24 protein-coding genes are annotated in these 23,509 nt (G+C 71.7%); 6 read left to right on the top strand and 18 right to left on the bottom strand.

The window, feature by feature from the left end:
* Window position 1: 1 nt before the first annotated feature.
* Together BJP60_RS08760 and glgA are read right to left on the bottom strand one after the other, a co-directional pair.
* Window positions 2–178 (bottom strand): hypothetical protein, encoded by a 177-nt coding sequence (locus tag BJP60_RS08760; protein ID WP_203135408.1) that lies wholly within the window; start codon window positions 176–178, stop codon window positions 2–4.
* A gap of 155 nt (window positions 179–333) precedes the next feature.
* Window positions 334–1,521 (bottom strand): glycogen synthase, encoded by a 1,188-nt coding sequence (gene glgA, locus BJP60_RS08755; protein WP_203135407.1) that lies wholly within the window; start codon window positions 1,519–1,521, stop codon window positions 334–336.
* 49 nt (window positions 1,522–1,570) lie between these two features.
* Here glgA and glgC point away from each other — a divergent pair, with 49 nt between their 5' ends.
* A complete protein-coding gene (gene glgC / locus BJP60_RS08750) occupies window positions 1,571–2,824 on the top strand; it encodes a glucose-1-phosphate adenylyltransferase (RefSeq protein WP_203135406.1) in 1,254 nt (417 codons plus the stop codon).
* Between the two features lie 66 nt (window positions 2,825–2,890).
* Complete coding sequence (gene ftsY / locus BJP60_RS08745; RefSeq protein ID WP_203135405.1) at window positions 2,891–3,772, top strand: signal recognition particle-docking protein FtsY; 882 nt, start codon at window positions 2,891–2,893, stop codon at window positions 3,770–3,772.
* A gap of 54 nt (window positions 3,773–3,826) precedes the next feature.
* Here ftsY and BJP60_RS08740 read toward each other — a convergent pair whose 3' ends face one another.
* A complete protein-coding gene (locus tag BJP60_RS08740) occupies window positions 3,827–5,845 on the bottom strand; it encodes a potassium transporter Kup (protein WP_203135404.1) in 2,019 nt (672 codons plus the stop codon).
* 153 nt (window positions 5,846–5,998) lie between these two features.
* Here BJP60_RS08740 and BJP60_RS08735 point away from each other — a divergent pair, with 153 nt between their 5' ends.
* Complete coding sequence (locus tag BJP60_RS08735) at window positions 5,999–6,499, top strand: DUF2004 domain-containing protein (RefSeq protein ID WP_203135403.1); 501 nt, start codon at window positions 5,999–6,001, stop codon at window positions 6,497–6,499.
* On the opposite strand, the gene BJP60_RS08730 is transcribed toward BJP60_RS08735, so the two are convergent.
* The 12 genes from BJP60_RS08730 to paaA all read right to left on the bottom strand — a co-directional run bounded on the left by BJP60_RS08730 (window position 6,483) and on the right by paaA (window position 17,185).
* Complete coding sequence (locus BJP60_RS08730; protein ID WP_203135402.1) at window positions 6,483–8,003, bottom strand: ATP-binding cassette domain-containing protein; 1,521 nt, start codon at window positions 8,001–8,003, stop codon at window positions 6,483–6,485. The genes BJP60_RS08735 and BJP60_RS08730 overlap by 17 nt on opposite strands.
* On the bottom strand, window positions 8,000–8,833 hold the full coding sequence (locus tag BJP60_RS08725) for an ABC transporter permease (RefSeq protein ID WP_203135401.1): 834 nt from the start codon (window positions 8,831–8,833) through the stop codon (window positions 8,000–8,002). Before BJP60_RS08725 ends, BJP60_RS08730 begins: the two co-directional genes overlap by 4 nt.
* Window positions 8,830–9,813 carry an ABC transporter permease gene (locus BJP60_RS08720; RefSeq protein WP_238439358.1) on the bottom strand — a complete coding sequence of 328 codons (984 nt, stop codon included), beginning with the start codon at window positions 9,811–9,813 and terminating at the stop codon, window positions 8,830–8,832. Before BJP60_RS08720 ends, BJP60_RS08725 begins: the two co-directional genes overlap by 4 nt.
* Window positions 9,814–9,886: 73 nt before the next feature.
* On the bottom strand, window positions 9,887–11,524 hold the full coding sequence (locus BJP60_RS08715) for an ABC transporter substrate-binding protein (protein WP_203135399.1): 1,638 nt from the start codon (window positions 11,522–11,524) through the stop codon (window positions 9,887–9,889).
* A 91-nt stretch (window positions 11,525–11,615) separates the two neighbouring features.
* A complete protein-coding gene (locus tag BJP60_RS08710; RefSeq protein WP_203135398.1) occupies window positions 11,616–12,086 on the bottom strand; it encodes a hypothetical protein in 471 nt (156 codons plus the stop codon).
* 28 nt (window positions 12,087–12,114) lie between these two features.
* Window positions 12,115–12,525 (bottom strand): hotdog fold thioesterase, encoded by a 411-nt coding sequence (locus tag BJP60_RS08705; RefSeq protein ID WP_203135397.1) that lies wholly within the window; start codon window positions 12,523–12,525, stop codon window positions 12,115–12,117.
* Window positions 12,522–13,310: an enoyl-CoA hydratase/isomerase family protein gene (locus BJP60_RS08700; RefSeq protein ID WP_203135396.1), complete on the bottom strand. Its 789-nt coding sequence runs from the start codon at window positions 13,308–13,310 to the stop codon at window positions 12,522–12,524. Before BJP60_RS08700 ends, BJP60_RS08705 begins: the two co-directional genes overlap by 4 nt.
* A 28-nt stretch (window positions 13,311–13,338) precedes the next feature.
* Window positions 13,339–14,457, bottom strand: a complete 1,119-nt coding sequence (gene paaE, locus BJP60_RS08695; RefSeq protein ID WP_203135395.1) for a 1,2-phenylacetyl-CoA epoxidase subunit PaaE — start codon at window positions 14,455–14,457, stop codon at window positions 13,339–13,341.
* Window positions 14,457–14,975 carry a 1,2-phenylacetyl-CoA epoxidase subunit PaaD gene (gene paaD / locus BJP60_RS15270; RefSeq protein ID WP_238439357.1) on the bottom strand — a complete coding sequence of 173 codons (519 nt, stop codon included), beginning with the start codon at window positions 14,973–14,975 and terminating at the stop codon, window positions 14,457–14,459. Before paaD ends, paaE begins: the two co-directional genes overlap by 1 nt.
* Window positions 14,972–15,766, bottom strand: coding sequence for a 1,2-phenylacetyl-CoA epoxidase subunit PaaC (paaC, locus tag BJP60_RS15265; protein ID WP_238439642.1), 795 nt, complete (start codon window positions 15,764–15,766; stop codon window positions 14,972–14,974). Before paaC ends, paaD begins: the two co-directional genes overlap by 4 nt.
* A gap of 116 nt (window positions 15,767–15,882) precedes the next feature.
* Window positions 15,883–16,188: a 1,2-phenylacetyl-CoA epoxidase subunit PaaB gene (gene paaB, locus BJP60_RS08685; protein WP_203135394.1), complete on the bottom strand. Its 306-nt coding sequence runs from the start codon at window positions 16,186–16,188 to the stop codon at window positions 15,883–15,885.
* Window positions 16,189–16,213: 25 nt separating this feature from the next.
* Window positions 16,214–17,185 carry a 1,2-phenylacetyl-CoA epoxidase subunit PaaA gene (paaA, locus tag BJP60_RS08680; protein WP_203135393.1) on the bottom strand — a complete coding sequence of 324 codons (972 nt, stop codon included), beginning with the start codon at window positions 17,183–17,185 and terminating at the stop codon, window positions 16,214–16,216.
* Window positions 17,186–17,289: 104 nt separating this feature from the next.
* On the opposite strand from paaA, the gene paaI reads away from it, so the two are divergent.
* Genes paaI through BJP60_RS08665 form a run of 3 tightly spaced genes read left to right on the top strand, consistent with a single transcriptional unit; the run spans window position 17,290 to window position 19,735 of the window.
* On the top strand, window positions 17,290–17,766 hold the full coding sequence (paaI, locus tag BJP60_RS08675; RefSeq protein WP_238439356.1) for a hydroxyphenylacetyl-CoA thioesterase PaaI: 477 nt from the start codon (window positions 17,290–17,292) through the stop codon (window positions 17,764–17,766).
* Entirely contained in the window at window positions 17,763–19,082 is a 1,320-nt protein-coding gene (gene paaK / locus BJP60_RS08670; protein ID WP_203135392.1) for a phenylacetate--CoA ligase PaaK, read from the top strand. The genes paaI and paaK overlap by 4 nt, the downstream gene beginning before the upstream one ends.
* 26 nt (window positions 19,083–19,108) lie before the next feature.
* Entirely contained in the window at window positions 19,109–19,735 is a 627-nt protein-coding gene (locus tag BJP60_RS08665; protein ID WP_203135391.1) for a TetR/AcrR family transcriptional regulator, read from the top strand.
* 79 nt (window positions 19,736–19,814) lie between these two features.
* Here the strand turns inward: BJP60_RS08665 and paaZ are convergent, their stop codons facing one another.
* Genes paaZ through BJP60_RS08650 form a run of 3 tightly spaced genes read right to left on the bottom strand, consistent with a single transcriptional unit; the run spans window position 19,815 to window position 23,466 of the window.
* Window positions 19,815–21,872, bottom strand: a complete 2,058-nt coding sequence (gene paaZ, locus BJP60_RS08660; protein WP_203135390.1) for a phenylacetic acid degradation bifunctional protein PaaZ — start codon at window positions 21,870–21,872, stop codon at window positions 19,815–19,817.
* Entirely contained in the window at window positions 21,869–22,729 is an 861-nt protein-coding gene (locus BJP60_RS08655) for a 3-hydroxyacyl-CoA dehydrogenase family protein (protein WP_203135389.1), read from the bottom strand. The genes paaZ and BJP60_RS08655 overlap by 4 nt, the downstream gene beginning before the upstream one ends.
* Window positions 22,726–23,466, bottom strand: coding sequence for an enoyl-CoA hydratase/isomerase family protein (locus BJP60_RS08650; protein ID WP_203135388.1), 741 nt, complete (start codon window positions 23,464–23,466; stop codon window positions 22,726–22,728). The genes BJP60_RS08655 and BJP60_RS08650 overlap by 4 nt, the downstream gene beginning before the upstream one ends.
* Window positions 23,467–23,509: the final 43 nt, after the last annotated feature.

The raw sequence follows: 23,509 nt of genomic DNA, 5'->3' as shown, positions 1-23,509 counted from the left end.
GTCAGAGCATCGCGAAGACCGCGCGCGCGAGGTCCGTCAGCGCACCGACGACCGCGACGAGCACCAGGAGCCCGGCCGGGGAGTGCCACTGCTCGGCGGCCGGATCGGAGGCTCCCATGCGCCACGGGTCGAGCACGATCCAGCGCAGCAGGTAGTACGTCGTCGTCGCCGCGCCCATGCAGATCGCGGCGCCGAGCGCGGCGACCCGGCGCGTCGGGGCGTCGCGTCGCGCGGGGAGAGGGCGCGGCTGTCCGCGTGTCGTCCTCCGGGGGCGGGTCCGCCGTCAACATCTGTCGCGGGCGGAACGTCGCGCGGAGCGCTCATGCGGGGGGCTCAGCCGGCCAGGACGTCGGCGTAGAGCGCGTGGGTGCGGTCGGCGATCTGCCGCCACGAGAACTCGCGTTCCGCGCGCAGGCGACCCGCCTCGCCCAGGGCGCGAGCGCGCTCCGGATCCGACACCATGTCGGTGAGCGCGGCCGCGAGGTCGGAGACGAACCGGTCGGGGTCCGTCGGGGTGCCGGTGCCGTCGTCGAGCTGCTCCAGCGGCACGATCGTGCCGGTCTCACCGTGGGCGACGACCTCCGGGATGCCGCCCGTGCCCGTGCCGACGACGGGAGCGCCGCACGCCATGGCCTCCAGGTTGACGATGCCGAGGGGTTCGTACACCGAGGGGCACACGAACGTCGTGGCCGCGCTCAGGAGGGCGCTCAGCTCGTGACGCGGCAGATGACGGTCGATCCACACCACGCCCGCGCGGGTCTCGCGCAGCTCGGCGACGAGACCCTCGACCTCCGTCATGATCTCCGGCGTGTCGGGGGCGCCCGCGCAGAGCACGAGCTGCACATCCGGCGGCAGCTGCCGCGCGGCGCGCAGCAGGTACGGCAGTCCCTTCTGGCGCGTGATCCGCCCGACGAAGACGATCGACGGGCGATCGGGATCCACCCCGAGCGCACGCACCGTGTCGGGATCCTCGACGCGTCTCCAGGCGTCGAGGTCGATGCCGTTGTAGACGACCTTCACGCGCCCGGGATCGAGATCTGGGTACACGCGCAGGAGGTCGCGTCGCATGCCCTCGCTGACCGCCACGACCGCGTCGGCGGATGTCAGGGCGTCGCGCTCGATCCAGCTCGACAGGCGGTAGCCGCCGCCGAGCTGCTCGGCCTTCCAGGGGCGCAGCGGCTCCAGGCTGTGTGCCGTCGCCACGTGCGGGATGCCGTGCAGCATCTTGGCCACGTGGCCCCCGAAGTTCGCGTACCAGGTGTGCGAGTGCACGAGATCCGCCCCCGCCGCGTCGCGCGCGATCGCGAGGTCGACCCCCATGGTCTGCAGCGCGCCGTTCGCCTCGCCGAGCTCGGGCGGCACGGCGTAGGCGTGCACGTCCTGCTCGTCCCTCGGGGCGCCGAAGCACCGCACGACGACGTCGATGTCGCGCCGCAGCGCCTTGACGAGCTCGGCCACGTGGACGCCGGCGCCCCCGTAGATCTCGGGCGGATACTCGCGGGTGAGCAGGTCGACGCGCATGGTGTCAACCTAGTGCGATCCGCGTCCGCGGGACACTAGGGTCAGGCCTATGGCAGCGTCTGCGACGAAGAAGGTGCTGGGAATCGTGCTCGCGGGCGGCGAAGGCAAGCGACTGATGCCGCTCACGCTGGATCGCGCGAAGCCCGCCGTCCCCTTCGGCGGCCACTATCGCCTGATCGACTTCGCGCTGTCCAACCTGATGAACTCCGGCCTGCGCCAGGTCATCGTGCTGACGCAGTACAAGTCGCACAGCCTCGACCGCCACATCTCGCAGCTGTGGCGCATGAGCGGGCTGTTCAACTCGTACGTCACCTCGGTGCCCGCGCAGCAGCGCCTCGGCAAGCGCTGGTACCTCGGTTCGGCCGACGCGATCCTGCAGAGCCTGAACCTCGTGTTCGACGAGAACCCCGACTACATCGTGGTCGTGGGAGCGGATCACGTGTATCGCATGGACTTCGAGCACATGCTCGACGCGCACATCGCGTCGGGGGCCGAGTGCACGGTGGCGGCGATCCGGCAGCCGATCACGCTCGCGAACCAGTTCGGCGTGATCGACGTCGACCCCGGAAGCCCGGCGAGCATCCGCGAGTTCCTCGAGAAGCCCTCGCAGCCGCAGGGCCTTCCCGATTCGCCCGGCGAGGTGCTGGCCTCGATGGGCAACTACATCTTCACGACCGACGCGCTCGTCGAGGCCGTGCGGGCCGACGGCGAGCGCACGGACTCGAACCACGACATGGGCGGCGACATCGTGCCGTACTTCGTCGACAAGGGCACGGCGGGCGTGTACGACATGAAGCACAACGACGTCCCGGGCAGCACGGCGCGCGACCGCTACTACTGGCGCGACGTCGGCACGATCGAGTCGTACTTCGACGCGCACCAGGACCTGATCTCGGTGCTGCCGGTCTTCAACCTCTACAACAACGAGTGGCCCATCTTCAGCCGCCAGGACAACCTGCCGCCCGCCAAGTTCACGCGCGATGCCCGCGGCACGCTCAGCACCGTGATCGACTCGATCGTCTCCCTCGGCTCCGTCATCTCGGGCGCGCACATCGAGCGCAGCGTGCTCGGCGGGCGCGCCGTCGTCGAATCCGGGGCGATGCTGACCGACTCCATCCTGTTCGAGAACACGCGCGTCGCCGCGGGCGCCACCGTGCGCCGCGCGATCATCGACAAGAGCGTGGTTGTCGATCCCGGCGCCTCGATCGGCGTCGACGCCGAGAAGGACCGCGCGCGGGGCTTCATCGTGACCGACAGCGGCATCACGGTGGTCGGCAAGGGCGTGCGCGTCACGGCCGACTGAGCGGCACGCGTCGGCGCGGCGCCCGGGGCCCGCGGAGGGGGCACCCGCACACATAGAGTTGAACCCATGGCGGAGAAGTGGTCCCTGGGTCGCGCGCTGCGCGGCATGTTCACGCGTCCGACGATCGACGAGGACACCTGGGACACGCTGGAGACCGCGCTGATCCAGGCCGACTTCGGGCCCGACATCACGGAGCGGATCGTCGACCAGCTGCGGGAGGACGTCGAGCGCTACCGCACGACGGATCCGCGTGACCTCAACCGCATGCTGCAGGAGACGCTCGAGGAGCGCTTCGCGAAGTACGACACGACGCTGAAGCTCACCGAACGCCCCGCCGTCGTGCTCGTGGTCGGCGTGAACGGGGTGGGCAAGACCACCACGATCGGCAAGTTCGCGCACTTCCTGGGCCGCTACCAGCGCTCGGTCGTCGTCGGCGCGGCCGACACGTTCCGCGCCGCGGCCGTCGACCAGCTCGCGACCTGGGCCGAGCGCGGGGGAGCCGCGATCGTGCGCCCCGACCGCGAGGGTCAGGATCCCGCCTCCGTCGCGTTCCAGACGATCGACTACGCCAAGCGCACGGGCACCGAGATCGTGCTCGTCGACACGGCGGGGCGCCTGCACACCAAGGGCGGCCTGATGGATGAGCTCACCAAGATCCGGCGTGTGATCGAGAAGCAGGCGCCGATCAGCGAGGTGCTGCTCGTGCTGGATGCGACGACGGGCCAGAACGGCGTGATGCAGGCAGAGGCATTCCTGCAGCACGCGGGCGTGACGGGCCTCGTGATCTCGAAGCTCGACGGCTCGGCCAGGGGCGGCTTCGTGCTCGCCGTGCAGGAGCGCACGGGCATCCCCGTCAAGCTGCTCGGCCAGGGCGAGGGCATCGGAGACCTCACGGGCTTCACGCCGCACGTGTTCGTGCAGGCTCTCGTCGAGGGCGCCGTCGACTGACGCGCGGTCGTCCGCGAGCCCCCGTGAGTCAGGGTGGGAGCGTCCCCGAGGGAATCAGATCTCGACGACCTCGCCGAGGACGACCGTGCGGTTCAGCGGCAGGTTGAAGTGCTCGGCCGCGTCCACCGTGATGCGCGAGGTCGCGAGGAAGAGCTTCTTGCGCCACGTCCGCATGCGCGGCTTGCGGCCGGCGCGCAGCTCGATCTTCGACAGATAGTAGATCGCCTCGTCCAGCTGCAGCCGCCCGCACGCGGCCTTCGGGCTCACGAGCGCCAGGGCGCGAGGGACGTCCGTCACCTCGGCGTAGCCGAAGTTCACGGTGACGTGGGTGATGCCGTCCGTGGGGTCGCCCAGGTCGTCGACCACGACGCGGTGCCGGGATGCCACGCGCGGGACGGTCGCGATCTCGACGGACACGAGCACGATGTTCTCGTGCCGCACGTGGTTGTGGCGGATGTTGTCGCGCAGCGCCAGCGGCACGGCGCTCTTGCCGCGGTTGAGGAAGATCGCGGTGCCCGGGACGGTCACGATCTCGTAGGGACGGCTCTTGATCTCCTCCATGAACTCGGCGAGGGAGCCCTCCATCTTCGTGCGCTTCGCCGTCACGATGCTGCGGCCCTTCTGCCACGTCGCCATGACCGTGAACGACGCCAGCGCGATCGCCAGCGGCAGCCACGCGCCGTGCAGGATCTTCGTCAGGTTCGCCGCGACGAACAGCAGCTCGAACGACAGGATCAGCGCGAGGCCGGTCCACAGCAGCCAGCGCGGCGTCTTCCATGCGCGGAAGGCGACGTAGAAGAACAGGATCGTCGTGATCGTGTTCGTGCCGATCGCCGTCATGCCGTACGCGTAGGCGAGGGCGGTGGAGCTCTGGAACGTGAAGACCAGGATCAGCACTGCGGCGAGGATGATCCAGTTGACCCACGGCACGTAGATCTGACCGTACGTGTCGGTGGAGGTGTGCAGGATGCGCAGGCGCGGCAGGTAGCCGAGCTCGGCGGCCTGCGACGCGACGGAGAAGGCCCCGCTGATGACCGCCTGCGACGCGATGACCGTCGCGGCGGTGGCCAGGATGATCATCGGCACACGCAGGGCGTCGGGGATCAGCAGGAAGAACGGGGATGCCAGCGCACCCTCGTCGTGCAGGATCAGCGCGCCCTGACCCATGTAGTTGATCGTGACGGCGGGCAGCACGACGAACAGCCAGCCGATCGTGATGGGCTTTCGCCCGAAGTGGCCCATGTCCGCGTACAGCGCCTCGGCGCCGGTGAAGCACAGCACGATCGCCGCGAGCGCGAAGAACGCGTAGTGGAAGTGACCGAGCAGGAACGTGAACGCGTACGTGGGCGACAGGGCCACGAGGATCCCCGGCTCCAGCAGGATGCCGCCGACGCCGCACAGCGCGATCGCGACGAACCACACGGTCGTGATCGGACCGAACAGGCGGCCGACGGCATTCGTGCCGAACTTCTGGGCCGCGAACAGCACGACGATGATCACGACGACGATCGGGATGACGAAGGCCTCCAGGTCGGGGTTGACGACCTTAAGGCCCTCGACGGCCGACAGCACCGAGATGGCGGGCGTGATCATGCCGTCGCCGAGGAACAGCGAGGCGCCGAAGATGCCGAGCACGGCCAGCACCCCCGTCACGCGCACCTGTCGCTTGGCGGCCCACGACCGCAGCAGCGTGATGAGCGCCATGATGCCGCCCTCACCGTGGTTGTCGACGCGCATGGCGAGGGACACGTAGGTGAGCGTGACGATGATCATCATCGACCAGAAGATGAGCGACACGACGCCGTAGACGTTCTCGGGGTCGACGGGCACGGGGTGCGGGTCGTCCGGGTTGAAGATCGTCTGCAGCGTGTAGATCGGGCTCGTGCCGATGTCGCCGAAGACGACGCCGAGGGCCCGAGCACCAGGGCGAAACGGACGCGGTCCCGCACGGAGTGCGTGGCCGTCGTCCGGGTCGGGGTGCGTTCGAGCAGCTGTGTCACGGAGGGCGAAGTTACGCCGCAGACCGCGCCCGACGGCCGGCTCGCACGGAATCCACACGCGCTCGAGCCGCATCCTCACGGAATCCTCACGCCGGGTACCGGGCCCCTTGCGCCGCGCGGCGGGATCCTCACGCCCGGGCGCGGAATCCTCCCGCCGCGACACGCCCGATCGCGCCGCGGACCGGGCGATCTACCGTGCGGGTCGCCCTGCTGGTTTCATAGGGATATGGCGATCGAACACGACTTCTTCGGCCTTCTGGAGTCCGGCCCCGACGGCTCCATCTTCTGGTCTGAGAACGTCGAGCTCGGCGACCAGAACGTCACCGTCGACCTGACGGCTCCCGACCAGGAGGACGTCTCGCCCGCGGCTCTCGACGCCGCCGCCGCCATGGTGTCCGCTCTCGAGGAGCTCGATCGCCGCAGCCGCTCCGCGATGCTCAGCGAAGTCGACAACCGCGCGAGCGAGGTGACCGAGTACATCCTGATGCAGCAGCAGACGCTCGGCGACGAGCTGGAGGACTTCCTCGTCGACATCAGCGGGGATGCGGCGGTCGACATCATCCGGTCGCTTCAGCTGATGAGCATGACGATCCTCGCGGACGAGCACGGCGGCGAGGATCCGTTCGCCGTGCTCGAGTACGCGCTCGACCCGGACGCCGCCGACGACGTGCTGCTCGTGAACCTCGCCTCCGACGCCTCCGTGCTGTCGGTCACGAGCGCGGACTGAGGCTGGCCGACACCAGCTCGCGCGTGAACGCGTGGGCGGGGCGGGAGAAGACCGCCTCGGTGTTGCCCTGCTCCACGATGCGGCCGTGCCGCATGACCGCGACGCGGTCGCTGACGCGGCGCACGACGGCGAGGTCGTGGGAGATGAACACGATCGTGAGCCCCTCGCGGCGCTGCAGGTCGAGCAGCAGATCGAGGATGCCGGCCTGGGTCGTAACGTCGAGCGCCGACACCGGCTCGTCGCACACGAGCACGTCCGGCCGGGCGGCGAGGGCGCGGGCGATCGCGACACGCTGGCGCTGACCGCCCGAGAGCGACGCGGGCTGGCGCCGCAGCACCGCGGCATCGAGCCCCACGCGCGCGAGCAGCTCGGCGGGTGCGGGGGCGTCGTCGCGGCGTGCGTGCCTCAGGATCCGCTCCACGGTGTGGCGCGGATCGAACGCTCCGAGCGGATCCTGCGGCACCAGCCGGGCGCGCGCATCCGGGCGGCGTGTCAGGGCGCCGGCGTCCGCCCGCTCGAGACCGAGCAGCAGCCGGGCGAGCGTCGACTTGCCGGATCCGGATTCGCCCACGATGCCGAGGACCTCGCCCCCGCGGACGGCGATCGTGACGTCGTCGACCGCGGCGACCGTGCCGCCGGGGCCGGGGTAGTGGCGCACCAGGCCCTGCGCCTCGAGCACCGGCTCGCGGGTCTGGGACGCGGGCGACGGCTTCGCGCCCCGGGGCGCGGCCGCCAGCAGGGCCTGGGTGACGGGGTGCGCGGGCTCGGAGAGCAGACGGGCCGCGGGGCCGCTCTCGACGATCCGGCCGGCGTCGAGCACCGCGATCCGGTCGGCGATGCGCGCGACCGCGGCGAGATCGTGGCTGATCAGGATGAGCCCGGTGCCCTCGTCGCGGAGACGCCCCAGCAGGTCCAGGACGCGCACGGCCGTGGTGGCATCCAGCGCCGTGGTGGGCTCGTCCGCCACGACGAGGGGTGCTCCCGCGACGACCGCCGACGCGATCAGCGCGCGCTGCCGCATGCCGCCCGACAGCTCGCCCGGCCGCTGCCGCAGGCGCGCGGCGACCTCCGAGCGCTGCGCCCCGCCGAGCGGCAGTCCGGCCGCCTCGAGCGCATCCAGCACCCGGGAGCGGCGCTCGCTCGGCGGCACGCGCCGCACCGCGAGCGCCTCGCCCACCTCGGCGCCGATCGTGCGCAGCGGATCGAGCGACTGCAGCGCGTCCTGCAGCACGAGCGAGACGCCGCCCCCGCGCACCGCGCGCCAGTGCCGCTCGGGAAGGCGACGCGCATCCCGCCCGCCGAGCTCGAAGGCGTCGGCGGACACCCGACCGCCGTCGCGCCGCGACAGGCCGAGGATCGTCCGCGCCAGCACCGACTTCCCCGCACCCGACTCGCCCACGATCGCGAGCACCTCGCCCGCGGCGACGTCGAGATCCACGCCGCGCAGCGCGGCGACGCCACCCGGCATCGTGACCGACAGATTACGCAGGTGCAGCAGGCTCATGATGCTCCCGCCCCCGAGGCGCGGCGTCCGAGCACGGTCAGCACGGTCGCGGTCGCCACGATCGCGAGTCCGGGCAGCACGGTCATCCACCACGCGGTCGAGATGTAGACGCGTCCCGCGTTGAGCATCGCGCCCCATTCGGGCGAGGGCGGCAGCGCACCCAGCCCCAGGAAGCTCAGCGCCGAGACCCACACGATGGCCTGGCCGACGCCGAGCGTGGCGGTCGCGACGAGCGGCCACAGCGTGTTGGGGGCGATGTGCCGCACGAACACCGTGAGCGGCCCGGCACCCTCGTGACGGGCGTACGCGACGTAGTCGCTGCGTGCGACGCCCCGCACGCGGGAGCGCAGGATGCGCGCGTAGCCCGGGGCCGTCGCGACCCCGATCGCCAGGATGGACGCCTGGGTGCCCGGCCCGAGCACCGCGACGAGCAGCAGCGCGAGCACGAGCGTCGGCAGCGCGAACAGCACCTCGACGACGCGCGCGATCGCCGCATCAAGCCAGCGCGGGCCCAGTGCACCCGCGAAGCCCAGGACGAGGCCCGCCGCGATGCCGATGCCCGTGGCGGCCAGCCCGATGCCCGCCGACGCGGCCGCCCCGTGGACCACGCGCGTGTACAGGTCGCGGCCCGACTCGTCCGTGCCGAACGGATGGGCCCACGACGGGGGCGAGAACGCCTCCGCGGGCGCGATCGCGAGCGGATCGCCCGGCGCGAGCGCGGATGGCGCGAACACCGCGAACAGGATCGCGATGAGCGCGACGCCGGCCACGGCGCCACCGGGGCCGAGCCGTCGCAGCGCGCGGCGGACGGGCGTGTCGACGGTCGTCATGAGCCCACCGCCAGCTCGGGCGTCCGTTCGGCCGCGTGGGCCGCCCGCGGTCGGCGCAGGCGCGGATCGACGAGCAGCTCGACCGCGTCGACGATCGTGACGACCAGGACGTACAGGAGCGCGACGACCACGACGGCGCCGATCACGACGGGGACGTCGCGGCTCAGGGCGGCGTCGAGCAGCAGCCGTCCGAGCCCCGGGCGCGCGAACAGCGACTCCACGACGACCGCGCCGCTCAGCAGGTGACCGAACGCCCAGCCCGACAGCGACAGCGCGGGCAGGCTGGCGTGGCGCAGCGTGTGGTGCAGCAGCACGCGCGACTCGCTCGCACCGCGCGACCGCGCGGTCGTCGCGAACGGCGCACGGTCGGCCTCCTGCAGCGCGTCGCGCGACAGCTGCGCGAGGAAGCCGGCGATGGGGATCGCGAGCGTCACGACGGGCAGGATCAGTCCCGCCGGATCCGCGCCGCCGCTCGTGGCGGGCAGGATCCGCAGGGAGGCCGCGAACACCAGGATCAGCACCGCGCCCAGCCAGAACTGCGGCATGACGGTCGCGACGAGCTCGAGCCCGCGCACGACGCCCACCGCGGCGCGGCCGACCGGACCGCGAGCCGTGGCGGCGATCGCGGATCCCGCGAGCGCGAGCGCCCACGCGAGCAGCAGCGCGAGCGCGGCGAGCAGCAGCGTCCCGGGCAGCTGGGCCGCGATGAGGTCGGCCACCGGCTGTCGCCTCGCGTACGAGTCGCCCAGCTGGAACGTCGCGACGCGCCACAGCTGCGTCAGGTACTGCAGGATCAGCGGCTGATCGAGGCCGTACTCCTCGCGAGCCTGCGCCACCGCCTCCGGGCCCGCCTGCGATCCGGGGCCGCCGAGGATCGCCTCGAGCGGATCGCCCGACGCGCGCAGCGCGAAGAACACCGCGGTCGCGACGATCCAGACCACCAGCACGGCGGACCCGATCCGCCCCGCGATCCAGCGCACGACGGGCCGGAGCCGTGCGGGAGAGCGTCTCCCTCGCTCGCGCCGGTCGCTCGGCCTGGTCGCGGAGGTCGCGTCAGCCGGCGATGCGCGCATCGACGAACGTCGGGGTCGCGACGGTGCCGAGCGTGGTGACGCCGGTGACGCCGCGCGTGAGGAAGTGGTTCTGCTGGTCGTACAGCGGCAGCACCGTGAAGCTCTCCAGCACGCGCTGCTGCGCCTGTGCGTACAGGTCGGCGCGGGCCGACTCGTCCTGCGTCGCCGACGCCTCGTCGAGCAGCGCATCGAGCTCCGGGTCCGACAGCTGTGCGTGGTTCGCGAAGTATCCCGAGGGTGCGGGCACGATCGCGTCGGAGTGGTAGAGCACGCGCAGCACCTCGGCGCCCACGCGGGTGTACGGCGCGCTGACGGCCTCGTACTCGTTCGCGCCCAGCACGCCGTACCAGGTCGACAGGTCGACGGGGGAGAGCTCGACGTCGAAGCCGACCTCGGCGACGTTCGCCTGGATCTGCTCGAACAGCGACTGCTCGGCGGCGACCGACTGGTTCGTGCTCACGGGGAAGCGCACCGTGAGGCGCTCGCCGTCCTTCATCCGGATGCCGTCCTCGTCCTTCTCGGTCCAGCCGGCCTCGTCCAGCAGGGCGTTCGCCTGCTCCGGGTCCGTCGCGAACAGGGACTCGTCCGACACCGCCATGGGCTCGGAGCTGCCGAGCGGCGAGTACGAGCGCGTGACCGTGCCGAGGTAGAGGGCCTCGATGCCGGGATTCGGGTCGGCGGCGCGGATGAAGGCCTCGCGCACGCGGGCGTCGTCGAACGGCGCCTGCCCGGCGTTGAGCTCGATGCGGTTCACCGAGCCCGGGCGCGGTGCGTCGATGTGCGTGATCTCGTCGCCCTGCTCGGCGGCCACGATTGCGTCGGGCTGCGGGTTGTCGATCACGTGCACCTCGCCCGACGTGAGCGCGGCCTGGCGCGTGGCGGCATCGGGGATGAAGCGCCACACGATCTCGTCGAGGTGCGCGGCGCCCTGGTTCTCGGTCTGCGGCCCGGCGGTCGCGTAATCGTCGTTGCGCGTGAGCGTGATCTGCTGCTGCGGGACCCACTCCTCGACGACGAACGGACCGGTGCCGATGGGAGCGGCGCAGTTCTCCTCCATGCCGCGCGCGATGCCGGCGGGGGACTGGATCGCGGTCCACGGCATGCTGAGCGACTCCAGCAGCGCCGAGTCGGGCTCGGACAGGTGCATGCGCGCGTGGGTGTCGTCGACGACCTCGACCTCGGCGATCTTGGACACCGCGAGATAGCCCGTGGACGAGGCGGTCTCCGGATCCTGCAGGTGCTCGATGTTGGCCTTGACGGCCTCGGCGTCGAGCGGGGTGCCGTCCGTGAAGGAGACGTCGCCCTGCAGCGTGAAGTCCCAGGTCAGGCCGTCCTCGGAGACCTCCCACTCCTCCGCGAGCCACGGCGTGATGGCGCCGTCGGCGTCGCGGCCGACGAGGGGCTCGAGGTACTGCGAGCTGATCAGCGCCTGGGGGTAGTTGCCGCCGACGTGCGGGTCGAGGCACGTCGGCTCGGCGTCGCCCGTGGCGTAGACGAGCGTGCCGCCGTCCTGCGGCTCGGAGCTGGGCCCGGCCTCTCCGGTCGAAGGGGCGCACGCGGTGGCGATCAGCGCGACGGAGGAGGCGAGGACGAGGGCGGGCAGCGCGCGACGGAGCATGAGGACCTTTGTCAGGGGATGTGCTGTAGCGGTCGGTGTAACCGGACTGCGTCCAAGAATACGCCCGCCAGGGAACGGCGGGCGCGGGCGGTCAGCCCTGGGAGCCGTGGACGGTGGCGCGCCAGGCGGTGAGGACGTCCGCTGTGGGGGCATCGACGCGGACCGCGGTGACGTTCCCGGCGCCGATGTCCTCGATGAGGGAGAACGTGCCTCGCTCGCACCGAAGCTCGTTCGTCTCGGCGGCGTGGGTGGTCGGCGATCCCGTGATCTCGGCCTCGATGAAGATCGTCGCCTCACCGAAGCACGTGATGTCGATTCGGTCGACGGTCACCGGGGTCTCGAAGGTGACCGTGATGCCCTCCGGCTCCTCGTTGTCATCCTGCGACGGGACGCCGGGTCCCGCCTGCCCGCTGAGGGAGGCGAGCAGGTCGGAGGCCTCCGCGGGCGCTTCGTCGAGCCACGCCTGCACCTCGCTCGGGTCGGGCTCGGCGGGAGCGCATCCGGTCAGGGCGGCCGATGCGACGGCCAGCGCGAGGACGGCGACGACAGCACGGGCGTTCATGATCGGAGCGTAGCGGCCGGGCCCGCATTCAGGACGACACGGCGTGCGGGGGCATGTCCTTGATGTGATTCGTGATGCGTACCGTCGAGCACCGGCGGCCCTCGTCGTCCGTGATCACGATCTCGTGCACCGCGACCGTGGTGCCGAGGTGCAGCGGCGTGCAGACGGCGGTGACGTGACCGGACGTGGCGGATCGCGTATGCGTCGCGTTCACGTCGACGCCGACCGCGAGGCGCCCCGCGCCGGCGTGCAGGTTCGCCGCGACGGAGCCGAGCGACTCGCCGAGCACGACGTACGCGCCGCCGTGCACGAACCCGACCGACTGGCGGTTCCCGTGCACGGGCATGCGGGCGACCGCGCGCTCCACGGTGAGCTCCAGGAACTCGATGCCCATCTTCTCCGCGAGCTCGCCCGGGCCCTGCTGCGCCACGTAGTTCATGGGCGTCCCACGACGGCCCCGCCGCCGAACACGGGGGTGCGCTTCTGCTGGAACGCGGCGAAGCCCTCGCGGTAGTCATCGGTGTCGCACAGCGCGGCCTGCGCGCGGTTCTCGTCGGACATCGACCGCCACAGGCCCACGCGGGCGTCGCGCAGCGACGCGATCAGGCGCTTCGAGGCGACGAACGCCTGCGTCGGGCCCGCGGCCGCGCGCGCGGCCGCCGAACGCGTCTCCGCCACGACCTCGTCGTCTGCGACGGCGCGGGAGAACAGGCCGAGGGCGACCGCTTCGGCCCCGGAGATCAGCCGTCCGGAGTAGATCAGATCGAGCGTGCGATGCGCGCCGAGCCGCTCGAAGAACAGCGCGTGCCCTCCCGAGTCGAGCGTCGCCCCGAGGTTCGCGAACGGGCTGCCGATCTTCGCCGACTCGGCGACGTAGACGACGTCCGTCGCGATGAGCAGGCCGAGCCCGACGCCGACGCAGGCGCCGTGCGCGACGCCGAAGGTCGGCGCGGGGAACTGCGCGATCCGGCGCATGACGGGCTCGACGCGCCCCTCGAGATAGCCGAGCACGTCGTCCTCGCGCGGGTCGACCCCGGAGATGTCGCGTCCCGCGCAGAACGCGCGTCCCTCGCCGCGCAGGACGAGCGCCCGCACGCCGGCCCGCTCGGCCTCGGCATAGGCCTCCGCCAGGGCGTCGAGGTCGTCCGGCCCGAGCGCGTTCCGCCGCTCCGGCGCGCGCAGCAGGACCTCCGCCACGTCGTCCTGGATCGTGAGTTCGATCATCCGGTCCTCCCTCGGTCGGGCTTGTGGGTCAGACGTCGTAGTCGACGACGACGTGGTCGGACGTGGGATGGGACTGGCACGTGAGGACGTACCCGCGGTCGATCTCGTCCGGCTCGAGCGCGAAGTTCTCCCTCATCGTCACGCTGCCGTCGACGAGGCGCGCGCGGCAGGTGCCGCACACGCCGCCCGCGCACGCGAACGGCACATCCGGCCGCACCCGCAGCGCGGCGTTCAGGATCGACTCGTTGGCGCTGACCGGGCTGTCGACCGACGCCGACGTGCCGTCGAGCATGAAGTCGATCCGGTAGGTCTTCTCGCCGGCTCCGGCGGCGACGGGGCGCCCGCGCTGCGGAGCGGCCTCGCCCGGCTCCCCGGTGGTGAACAGCTCGAAGCGGATGTGGGCAGGGTCGACGCCCGATTCCTCGAGGAGGTCGCGGCACAGCTGCACGAGCTCGAACGGTCCGCACAGCGCCCACTCGTCCACCGTGTGCGGAGGGATCAGCGCGGTCAGGATGGTGCGCAGCTTCGGCTCGTCGAGCCGGCCGGAGAGCAGGGGCGCCGTGCGCTGCTCGCGGGACAGCACGTGATGCAGCGCCAGGCGGTCGGGGAAGCGGTCCTTCAGGTCGGCGAGCTCCTCGATGAACATCACATCGAGCGACGAGCGGTTCGTGTACAGCAGCGTGAAGCGCCCGCTCGCGCTGCCCTCGAGGATCCGGTGCGCCATCGTGATGACGGGCGTGATGCCGGACCCGGCCGCGATGCCCACGACGTGACGGCCCTCGAGCTCGTCGAGGTTCGACGTGAAGGTGCCCTGCGGGCTCATGACGTCGAGTTCGTCTCCCGGCGTCAGGGCGCTGTGCACCCAGCGCGAGAACAAGCCCTGCTCGTCGCGCTTGACCGCGACCGAGATGCGTCCGGGTGACGGCGGTCGGCAGATCGAGTACGAGCGGCGCACCTCCTCGCCGTCGATCCGGGCGCGCAGCGCGAGGTACTGCCCTGGCACGTAGCGGTAGTCGTCCTCGAGGTCGGGAGGCACATCGAACGTGACCTCGACGCTCGTCGGGGTCAGCGGGCGCACGTCGTGCACGCGCAGGCGGTGGAAGACCGCGCGCCTCTTCGGCGGGGTGACGATGTCTGCCGCCGGCATCAGTGCACCTTGAAGAAGTCGAAGGGCTCCCGGCAGTCGAGGCACTCGTACAGCGCCTTGCACGACGTCGAGCCGTATCGCGACACCTCACGCGTGTGCAGCGACGCGCACCGCGGGCACTTCACGCCCAGCAGCACCGGGATCGGGCCGCGTCGCACCGGAGCGCTGCCGTTGGGCGGCGCGATGCCGTAGCGCTCGAGCTTCGCCCTGCCGTCCTCGCTCATCCAGTCGGTGGTCCAGGCGGGCGAGAGGGTGAACGACACGTCCACGCGCTCGTAGCCGGCGGCCGTGAGCTCGAGGATCACGTCGTCGCGCATCTGCTCGATCGCCGGGCACCCCGAGTAGGTAGGCGTCAGGACGACCTCGGCGCGCCGGCCGTCCGAGCGCACGGATCGCAGGACGCCGAGGTCCGCGATCGTGAGCACGGGCACCTCCGGGTCGGCGACGCGCGCGGCGACGTCCCACGCCGCGGCCGACGCGGCGTCCACGGGGCGGCCGCCGGATGCGACGGCGCTCACCACGTCGCCCCCGGGTGACGGCGCGCAAGCCACTGCATCTCGGCGAGCAGGTAGCCGAGATGCGCGCTGTGACGCCCCGACCTTCCCCGCGCCATCGCGGGGCTGACCTGCGGGCGCTCGAGCTCCGCTTCCGCGAACACCGCGTCGATCACGGCGTCGAATCCCGCGCGCAGCGACGAGGGACGCGGCACCGCGTCGCCCAGCCGGTCGCACAGCTCGTCGTCCGCGAACAGCTCGTCCACGTACGGCCACAGATCGGTCAGCGAGCGGATGATCCGGGCTCGGGACTCCTCCGTCCCGCCCGCGAGGCGCAGCGTCCACTGCACCGCGTGGTCGCGGTGATAGGCGACCTCGCGCGCGGCCTTCCCGGCGATCGCGCGCAGACCCGGATCGCCGCTGTCCGACAGTGCGTCGTAGAGCTCGACCTGGAAGGCGGAGACGAGCAGCTGCCGCGCGATCGTGTCGCCGAAGTGGCCGTTCGGCTGCTGCACGAGCCAGCAGCAGCGGAAGTCCGGCTCGTCCCGCCCGTAGGCGAGGTCGTCCTCCGAGCGGCCCGACGACGTCCCGGCGTAGCGCAGCAGCGCGCGGGCGTGACCCAGCAGATCGAGGGCGATGTTGCCGAGGGCGAGGTCCTCTTCGAGCTCCGGCGCACGGGAGATCCACCATCCGAGCTGCTGCGAGAGGATCAGCGCGTCGTCGCCCAGTCGCATCGCGTACTCCGCGACGTCCGGAGAGGCGACCCCGCCCGATCCGGGAAGCTCGTCCGCGAGGTCGAGCGCGTCGACCGTCACGTCACCGTGGTGATCGGCACCGTGGTGATCGACTCCGTGGGGATCGACGCGGTGGGGATCGACGCCATGGGGGTCGGCCACGTCGGGGTCGACGCCGTGCGGGGACTCGACCGCCGTCACAGGTGCTTCACCCCCTCGGCGCGCGTGTAGTACACCGCATGGCGGTAGTTCTTGCCGGTCGGCGACTCGAAGAACGCGCCCTTCGCATCCGGATCGCTGGTCGTGATCGCGGCGGCGGGGACGACCCAGATTGACACGCCCTCACCGCGGCGCGTGTAGAGGTCGCGCGCGTTGCGCAGCGCCATCTGCTCGTCGGGCGCGTGCAGCGATCCGACGTGCACGTGGCTCAGGCCGCGGTTCGCGCGCACGAACACCTCCCACAGGGGCCAGGTCTCGGCGGGCGATTCTCCGGGCGTCGACATCCTCGTCTCCTCGTGCTCGAGCGGGTCACGCCGCGAAGCGCGACTTCTCCTGCTGCTTGCGCGCGTAGGCGGCAGCCGCGTCACGGACCCAAGCACCGTTCTCGTGCGCCTCGCGCCGATGCCGCAGTCGCGCGGCGTTCATGGGGCCGCGTCCGGCGAGCACCTCGTGGAACTCGTCCCAGTCGATCGGACCCGTGACCCACCGGCCCAGGGTCTCGTCGAAGTGCAGGTCCTCGTCGGGGCAGGAGAGCCCGAGCGCCTCGAACTGCGGCACGAGCATGCCGACGAATCGCGACCGAAGCTCGTCGTTCGAGAACCGCTTGATCTTCCAGGTCATCGATTGCGCCGAGTTGGGGGAGTCCTCGTCGGGCGGGCCGAACATCATGATGGCGGGCCAGTACCAGCGGTCGACCGCCTCCTGCGCCATCCGCTTCTGCTCGGGCGTCCCCTGCGACAGCTCGAGGAGGATCTCGAACCCCTGCCGCTGGTGGAAGGATTCCTCCTTGCAGATGCGCACCATGGCGCGGCCGTACGGGCCGTAGGAGGCGCGGCACAGCGGTACCTGGTTGCAGATCGCCGCGCCGTCGACCAGCCAGCCGATCGCCCCCATGTCGGCCCAGGTGGGCGTCGGGTAGTTGAAGATCGACGAGTAGCGCGCCTTGCCGTCGATCAGCGCCTGCGTCATCTCGTCGCGTGTGATGCCGAGCGTCTGCGCCGCGGAGTAGAGGTACAGCCCGTGGCCGGCCTCGTCCTGCACCTTCGCCATCAGGATCGCCTTGCGCCGCAGACTCGGAGCGCGCGTGATCCAGTTCGCCTCCGGCTGCATGCCGATGATCTCCGAGTGCGCGTGCTGCGAGATCTGCCGGATCAGCGTGCGGCGATACGCCTCGGGCATCCAGTCGCGCGGCTCGATCCGCTGATCCGCCTCGATCAGGGCCTCGAACTCCTGCTGCGCCGCGCGCTCATCGGCGGCGGGGGCGTCTGTCGTCGTCGACATCGCGGGCCTCCTCGGTTCCGGAATTACTGACCGAACATTCAGTGAGTATACTCGCGTCAGATCGGCCCGCAATGACAGCGGGTCCGGGGCGCGAGGGAGCGTGGATGAGTCCGGAGCAGCACGTGCAGACGTTCGAAAGCGAGATCACGCCGGATCCCTCGTGGCGCGCGAGCACCATGGCGCCCACCGACTACACGAAGCGGCACTTCGGCATCCAGATCCTCGAGCTCGAGCGCGGACGCGCGGTCCTCACGATGACCGTGCGCGACTGGATGGCCAACGGCTTCGGCATCACGCATGGCGGCATGGTGTTCACCCTCGCGGACACCGCCTTCGCCTACGCGTGCAACGAGGGCGAGGACATGGTCGTCGCGCAGGCCGCCGACATCACGTTCCTGCGCGCCACGCGTGCGGGCGACCTCCTCACCGCGACCGCCACGCGGCGCTGGCTCGGCGGTCGCAGCGGCATCTACGACATCACCGTGACCGACGAGCGAGGGGAGGCCGTGGCCGAGTTCCGCGGCCGGTCCCGCGCGATCCCCGACCCGGCGATCCCTCCGACGACGAAGGAGCCCCGATGACCGACATCCTGCCCGTCCGCGTGGCACCGCCCGCGGCATCCGCCGATCCGGAGACCATGGATCGCGCGTCGCTGCAGGCGCTGCAACTCGAGCGGCTGCAGTGGACCGTGCGTCACGCCTACGAGAACGTGCCGCTGTATCGCGCGAAGTTCGACGCCGCCGGGATCGCCCCGGGCGACATTCGCTCCCTGGCCGACGTCGAGCGGCTGCCGTTCACGACGAAGGAGGACCTGCGCGGCGCGTACCCCTTCGGGATGTTCGCGGTGCCGATGGACGAGGTGCGGCGGATCCACGCGTCGTCGGGCACGACGGGCCGTCCGACCGTCGTCGGCTACACGCAGGGCGACCTCGACCGGTGGGCGGAGCTGATCGCGCGATCGCTGCGGGCGGCGGGCGTCCAACCGGGCTGGAAGGTGCACAACGCGTACGGCTACGGCCTGTTCACGGGCGGACTCGGCGCGCACGCGGGCATCGAACGGCTCGGGTGCGTCGTGATCCCCGTATCGGGCGGGCAGACCGCACGGCAGGTGCAGCTGATCCGCGACTTCGAGCCGGACGTCATCATGTGCACGCCGAGCTATCTGCTGACGATCGCCGACGCGTTCGAGGAGCAGGGGCTGGATGCGCGGGCGACGTCGCTCAAGGTCGCGATCTGCGGCGCCGAACCGTGGACGAACGAGATGCGGCGCGAGCTGGAACGGCGGATGGACCTCAAGGCCGTCGACATCTACGGCCTGTCCGAGGTGATGGGGCCGGGCGTCGGCCAGGAGGCCGTGGCGACGCAGGACGGGCCGCACATCTGGGAGGACCATTTCCTCCCCGAGGTCATCGACGACGACCTGCAGCACGTGGCGGACGGCGAACGTGGCGAGCTCGTCTTCACGACCCTGACCAAGGAGGCGTTCCCGGTCATCCGGTACCGCACGCGCGACCTCACACGGCTGATGCCCGGATCGGCGTTCCCCGCGATGCGCCGCATCGAGAAGATCACGGGCCGCAACGACGACATGATCATCCTGCGCGGGGTGAACCTCTTCCCGACGCAGATCGAGGAGATCGCGCTCGAGATCGAGCACCTCACGCCGCACTTCGTGCTCGAGCTGACCAAGCGCGGCCGGATGGACGAGCTCACCGTCAAGATCGAGTGCACGCCCGGCATCGAGCGCGCCACGAGCGAGGCGGCCGCACAGATCCTGCAGGCGCGCGTCAAGGAGCGGATCGGCACCACGATCGGCGTCGAGATCGTGCCCACCGGCTCGCTGCCGCGCTCGGAGGGCAAGTACAAGCGCGTGTACGACCTGCGCGCGCGGGAGTGACGCGGGCGCTGCGGCAGGATGGAGCGATGACCACCACGACGGACGCCGCGCCGGCGCGCCGGGGGCGCCCCGGCTACGACCGCGACGGCATGCTCGCGGTGATCGTCGCGGCGTTCAACGACCACGGCTACGACGCGACGTCGCTCGGGATCATCGCCCAGCGCCTCGGGCTGTCGAAGTCGGCCGTGTACCACCACTTCTCGTCCAAGGAGGAGATGCTCGAGCTCGCGCTCGAGAAGGCGCTCGGATCGCTGCAGGAGGTGTTCGACTCACCGGAGGCGAACGACGGACCCGTGGACCTGCGGATCCGTCACGTCCTGCGCGGGGCCGTCACGGTCGCGTGCGAGCAGCTGCCGTACCTGACGCTGCTGCTGCGCCTGCGCGGCAACACCGACGTCGAGCGCGAGGCGATGCGGCGTCGGCGCGAGCTGGACCTGCGCCTGCGCCGGCTGTTCGAGCTCGCGCGCGGCGAGGGTCAGCTCCGCGACGACATGGATCCCGGCGTCGCCGAGCGCCTGACCTTCGGCATGGTCAACTCGATCGTCGAGTGGTACCGCCCGGACGGCCCGCTGAACCCCGACCAGCTCGCCGACGCGGTGGTGGCCTTCGTCCGCAGCGGCCTGCGCGTCAGCGAGGACCGCGACTTCCGCTGATCCCGCCGCGGTGTCCGAGCTCGACGTGCCCCGAAGTGCCGCGATTCCGCGGCGGATTCCGGCACATCGGGCAGACCGCTCAGACGGCGACGGGCAGGGGGGACTTCGACACCAGGGTGAGGACGTCGTAGGTCGCCACGGGCTCGTCCCTCTGGTTCCGCAGGACGGCGTCCCAGTGCACCTCGCCGTACTCGTCGGTCTCGCGCGGGACGATCTGCTTGGCGGTCAGCGTGACGCGGATCCGGTCCCCGGGCGAGACGGGCGTCAGGAAGCGCAGGTTCTCGAGGCCGTAGTTGGCCAGCACGGGACCGGGCTCGGGATCGACGAACAGGCCCGCCGCGAACGACACGAGCAGGTAGCCGTGCGCGACGCGGCCCGGGAAGAACGGGTTCGCGGCCGCGGCGTCCTCGTCCATGTGGGCGTAGAAGGTGTCGCCCGTGAACGCGGCGAAGTGCTCGATGTCCTCGAGCGTGACCTCGCGCTCCTCGGACACGACCTGGTCGCCGATCCGCAGCTCCTCGAGCGACTTGCGGAAGGGATGCACGCCGTCGGACGTCGCCCGCGCGCCCGTGTGCCACACGCCGGTCACGGCCGTGAGCATCTCGGGCGAGCCCTGGATCGCCGTGCGCTGCATGTAGTGGAACACGCTGCGGATGCCGCCGAGCTCCTCGCCGCCGCCCGCGCGACCCGGGCCGCCGTGCACGAGCATCGGCAGGGGAGAGCCGTGCCCGGTCGAGGAGCGCGCGTCGTCGCGGTCGAGCAGCAGCATGCGGCCGTTGGCCGCCGCGGTGCGGCGCGTGAGGTCGGCGACGAAGGCCGGATCGCCGGACGCCACGCTCGTGACGAGCGATCCGCCGCCCCGCACGACGAGCTCCGCCGCCTGCTCGGGTGTCTCGTAGGTCAGCAGGGACGCGACCGGGCCGAAGGCCTCGGTGTCGTGCGCGCGCTCGGCGGTCGCATCGGGGAAGCGCAGCAGGATCGGGGACAGGAACGCGCCCTCCCCGTCCGGCGCCTCCGCCGAGCCGACCACGAGCTCGCCGCCCCCGTCGATGAGCGTGCGCACCTGTCGCAGCACCTCCTCGCGCTGCTCGAGCGATGCCAGGGCGCCCATCGTGACGCCGTCGGAACGCGGGTCGCCCACCACGACCTTGTCGGCGATCCTGCGCCGCACAGCCTCGACGACGTCGTCGGCGAGCGCGGCGGGGACGATCGCGCGCCGGATCGCCGTGCACTTCTGGCCCGCCTTGGCCGTCATCTCGGCGACGAGCTGGCGGACGTACGCTTCGAACTCCGGGGTGCCCGGCGCGGCGTCGGGGCCCAGCACGGACGCGTTGATCGAGTCGGTCTCGGCGTGGAAGATCACGCCACCGCGCTGCACCGCGTCGTGACGGCGCAGCGCGTCGGCGGTCGACGCCGATCCGGTGAAGGACACGATGTCGCCCAAGCGTGTGTGCGCGAACAGCTCGCGCACCGATCCGGTGACGAGCTGCACGGATCCGGCCGGGAGCAGACCCGACTCGACCATGATCCGCACGAGGTGCTCGGTCACGTACGCCGTGGGCGTGGCGGGCTTGATGACGCTCGGCATCCCGGCCAGGAACGCCGGCGCGAGCTTCTCGAGCGGGCCCCACACCGGGAAGTTGAACGCGTTGATCTGCACCGCGACGCCGGGCAGCGTGGTGCGGATGTGGCGTCCGAGGAAGGAGCCGTCCTTCGCGAGCACCTCGAGCGGGCCGTCCAGCTGCACGCGCGTGTGCGGCGACGGCGTGTTCGGCAGCTCGCGTCGGCCCTTGCTGGAGTAGGTGAACAGCACGCCGATGCCGCCCTCGATGTCGACCCAGGAGTCGTTCCTGGTCGCGCCCGTGCGGTACGACAGGTCGTACAGCTCGTCCTTGCGCTCCTGCAGCACGAGGGCGAGCCGCTTCAGGATCAACGCCCGCTGATGGAAGGTGAGCGCACCGAGACTCGCCTGGCCGACCGTGCGGCCGTGCTCGAGCACCGCGCCGAGGTCGAGACCGTCGCTCGACACCGTCGCGACCACCTCGCCCGTGGAAGCGTCGCGCACCTCAGCGCCGGTCGCGGCGTCGGCGGGCTGCCACCAGGCGTCCCGCACGTAGCTCTGCAGCATGCGGCTCATCGTCCGTCCTCCCATTCGTAGAATCCCCGTCCCGTCTTGCGTCCCAGACGCCCCTCGGCGACCATGTCGCGCAGCAGCCGCGGCGGGGCGAACCGCGGACCGAGCTCGCGTTCGAGCTGTTCGGCGATGCCCAGGCGCACGTCGAGGCCGACGAGGTCGGTCGTCTTGAGCGGGCCGGTCGGGTGCCGGTAGCCGAGTTCCATGGCGCGGTCGATGTCGGCGGGCGAGGCGACGCCCTCCTCGACCATCCGGATCGCCTCGATCGCGATCGCGACGCCCAGCCGGCTGGACGCGAAGCCGGGGGAGTCCCTGACCGTGATCGGCGTCTTGCCCAGCGCGCGCGCCCACCCCGCCACGGTGTCCGGCAGCTCCGCCGCGGTCTGCGCCCCCGCGACGATCTCGACGAGCGCCGATGCCGGAACCGGGTTGAAGAAGTGCAGCCCGATCAGACGCGCGGGGCGCTCGAGCGCCTCGGCGAGGAGCGCGAGCGGGATCGACGACGTGTTGGACGCGAGGACCGCGTCGGCCGCGAGCTGCGCCTCCACGCGGGCGAGCGCCTCCCGCTTGAGGTCGAGGTCCTCGGGTACGGCCTCCACGACGAGGCCGTGCAGCCCGAACGCCGCCGGGTCGGTCGCGACAGTCAGCCGGCTGAGCAGCTCGGCCGCACCGCCGGGGAAGCCGCGCGCGATCGACTGACCGATGCCGTGCCGGATGCGCTCCCGCGCGGCGTCCGAGGCCCGGCCGTCGCGCTCGACGACGGTCACGGCGGAGCCGGCCAGGAGGAACGCGTGCGCGATGCCGGCGCCCATGCGTCCGCCGCCGAGCACGCCGACGCGCGCGGGCGTGGTGTCGGTCACGTCGTCCTCCTCCGCTCGAGGAACGCCGTCATCCGGCGCTCCTTCTCGGGGCTGTCGAACAGCACGGCCTGCTCCTCCAGGTCGATCGCAGGATGCGCGTCGCGGGGCGCGAGCAGCGCGCGCTTGGTCGCCTGCGTCGCCGCCGGATCCAGCGCGGCGATGCGCGCGGCGATCCGCTCCGCCTCCTCGACGGCCTGTGCGGGCTCGAGCACGCGCGTCACGAGCCCCACCGCGAGCGCTTCGTCCGCCTCCAGCACGCGCCCCGCGAGCAGGATCTCCGCGGCGAGCGGCTCGCCGACGATCTCACGCAGGCGCCACGTGGCGCCCGCGGCGGCGATGATCCCGAGCCCCGTCTCCGGGTTGCCGATCCTCAGCCGCGGCGTGCCGATCCGGATGTCGGCGGCATAGGCCAGCTCGGCGCCGCCGCCGAGCGCGTAGCCGTCGACGACCGCGATCACCGGCATGGGGAGCGCCCGCACGCGTGCGAAGCAGTGCGTGTTGATGCCCTCGCGCGCGTCGGCGGCCCGCCTCTCGCGCAGCTGCGCGATGTCGGCCCCCGCGGCGAACGTCCCGCCCGCGCCGGTCAGGATCAGCGTGCGCGGGTCGCGCTCGAGCTCGGCGCAGAGGGCGTGCAGCGCGTCGATGAGCTCACGGTCGATCGCATTGCGCTTGGCGGGGCGGTCGAGCGTCGCGCGCACGTGCGTGTCGTGCGTCTCGACGCGCAGGGTCTGGCTCACCCGGGTGACCTCCTCGTCGTCCCGCTCGCATGCCTATTTCCTG

This window comes from Microbacterium sp. JZ31 (assembly GCF_016805985.1).
GTDB lineage: Bacteria > Actinomycetota > Actinomycetes > Actinomycetales > Microbacteriaceae > Microbacterium.
This window is presented reverse-complemented; position numbering and strand designations above follow the sequence as displayed.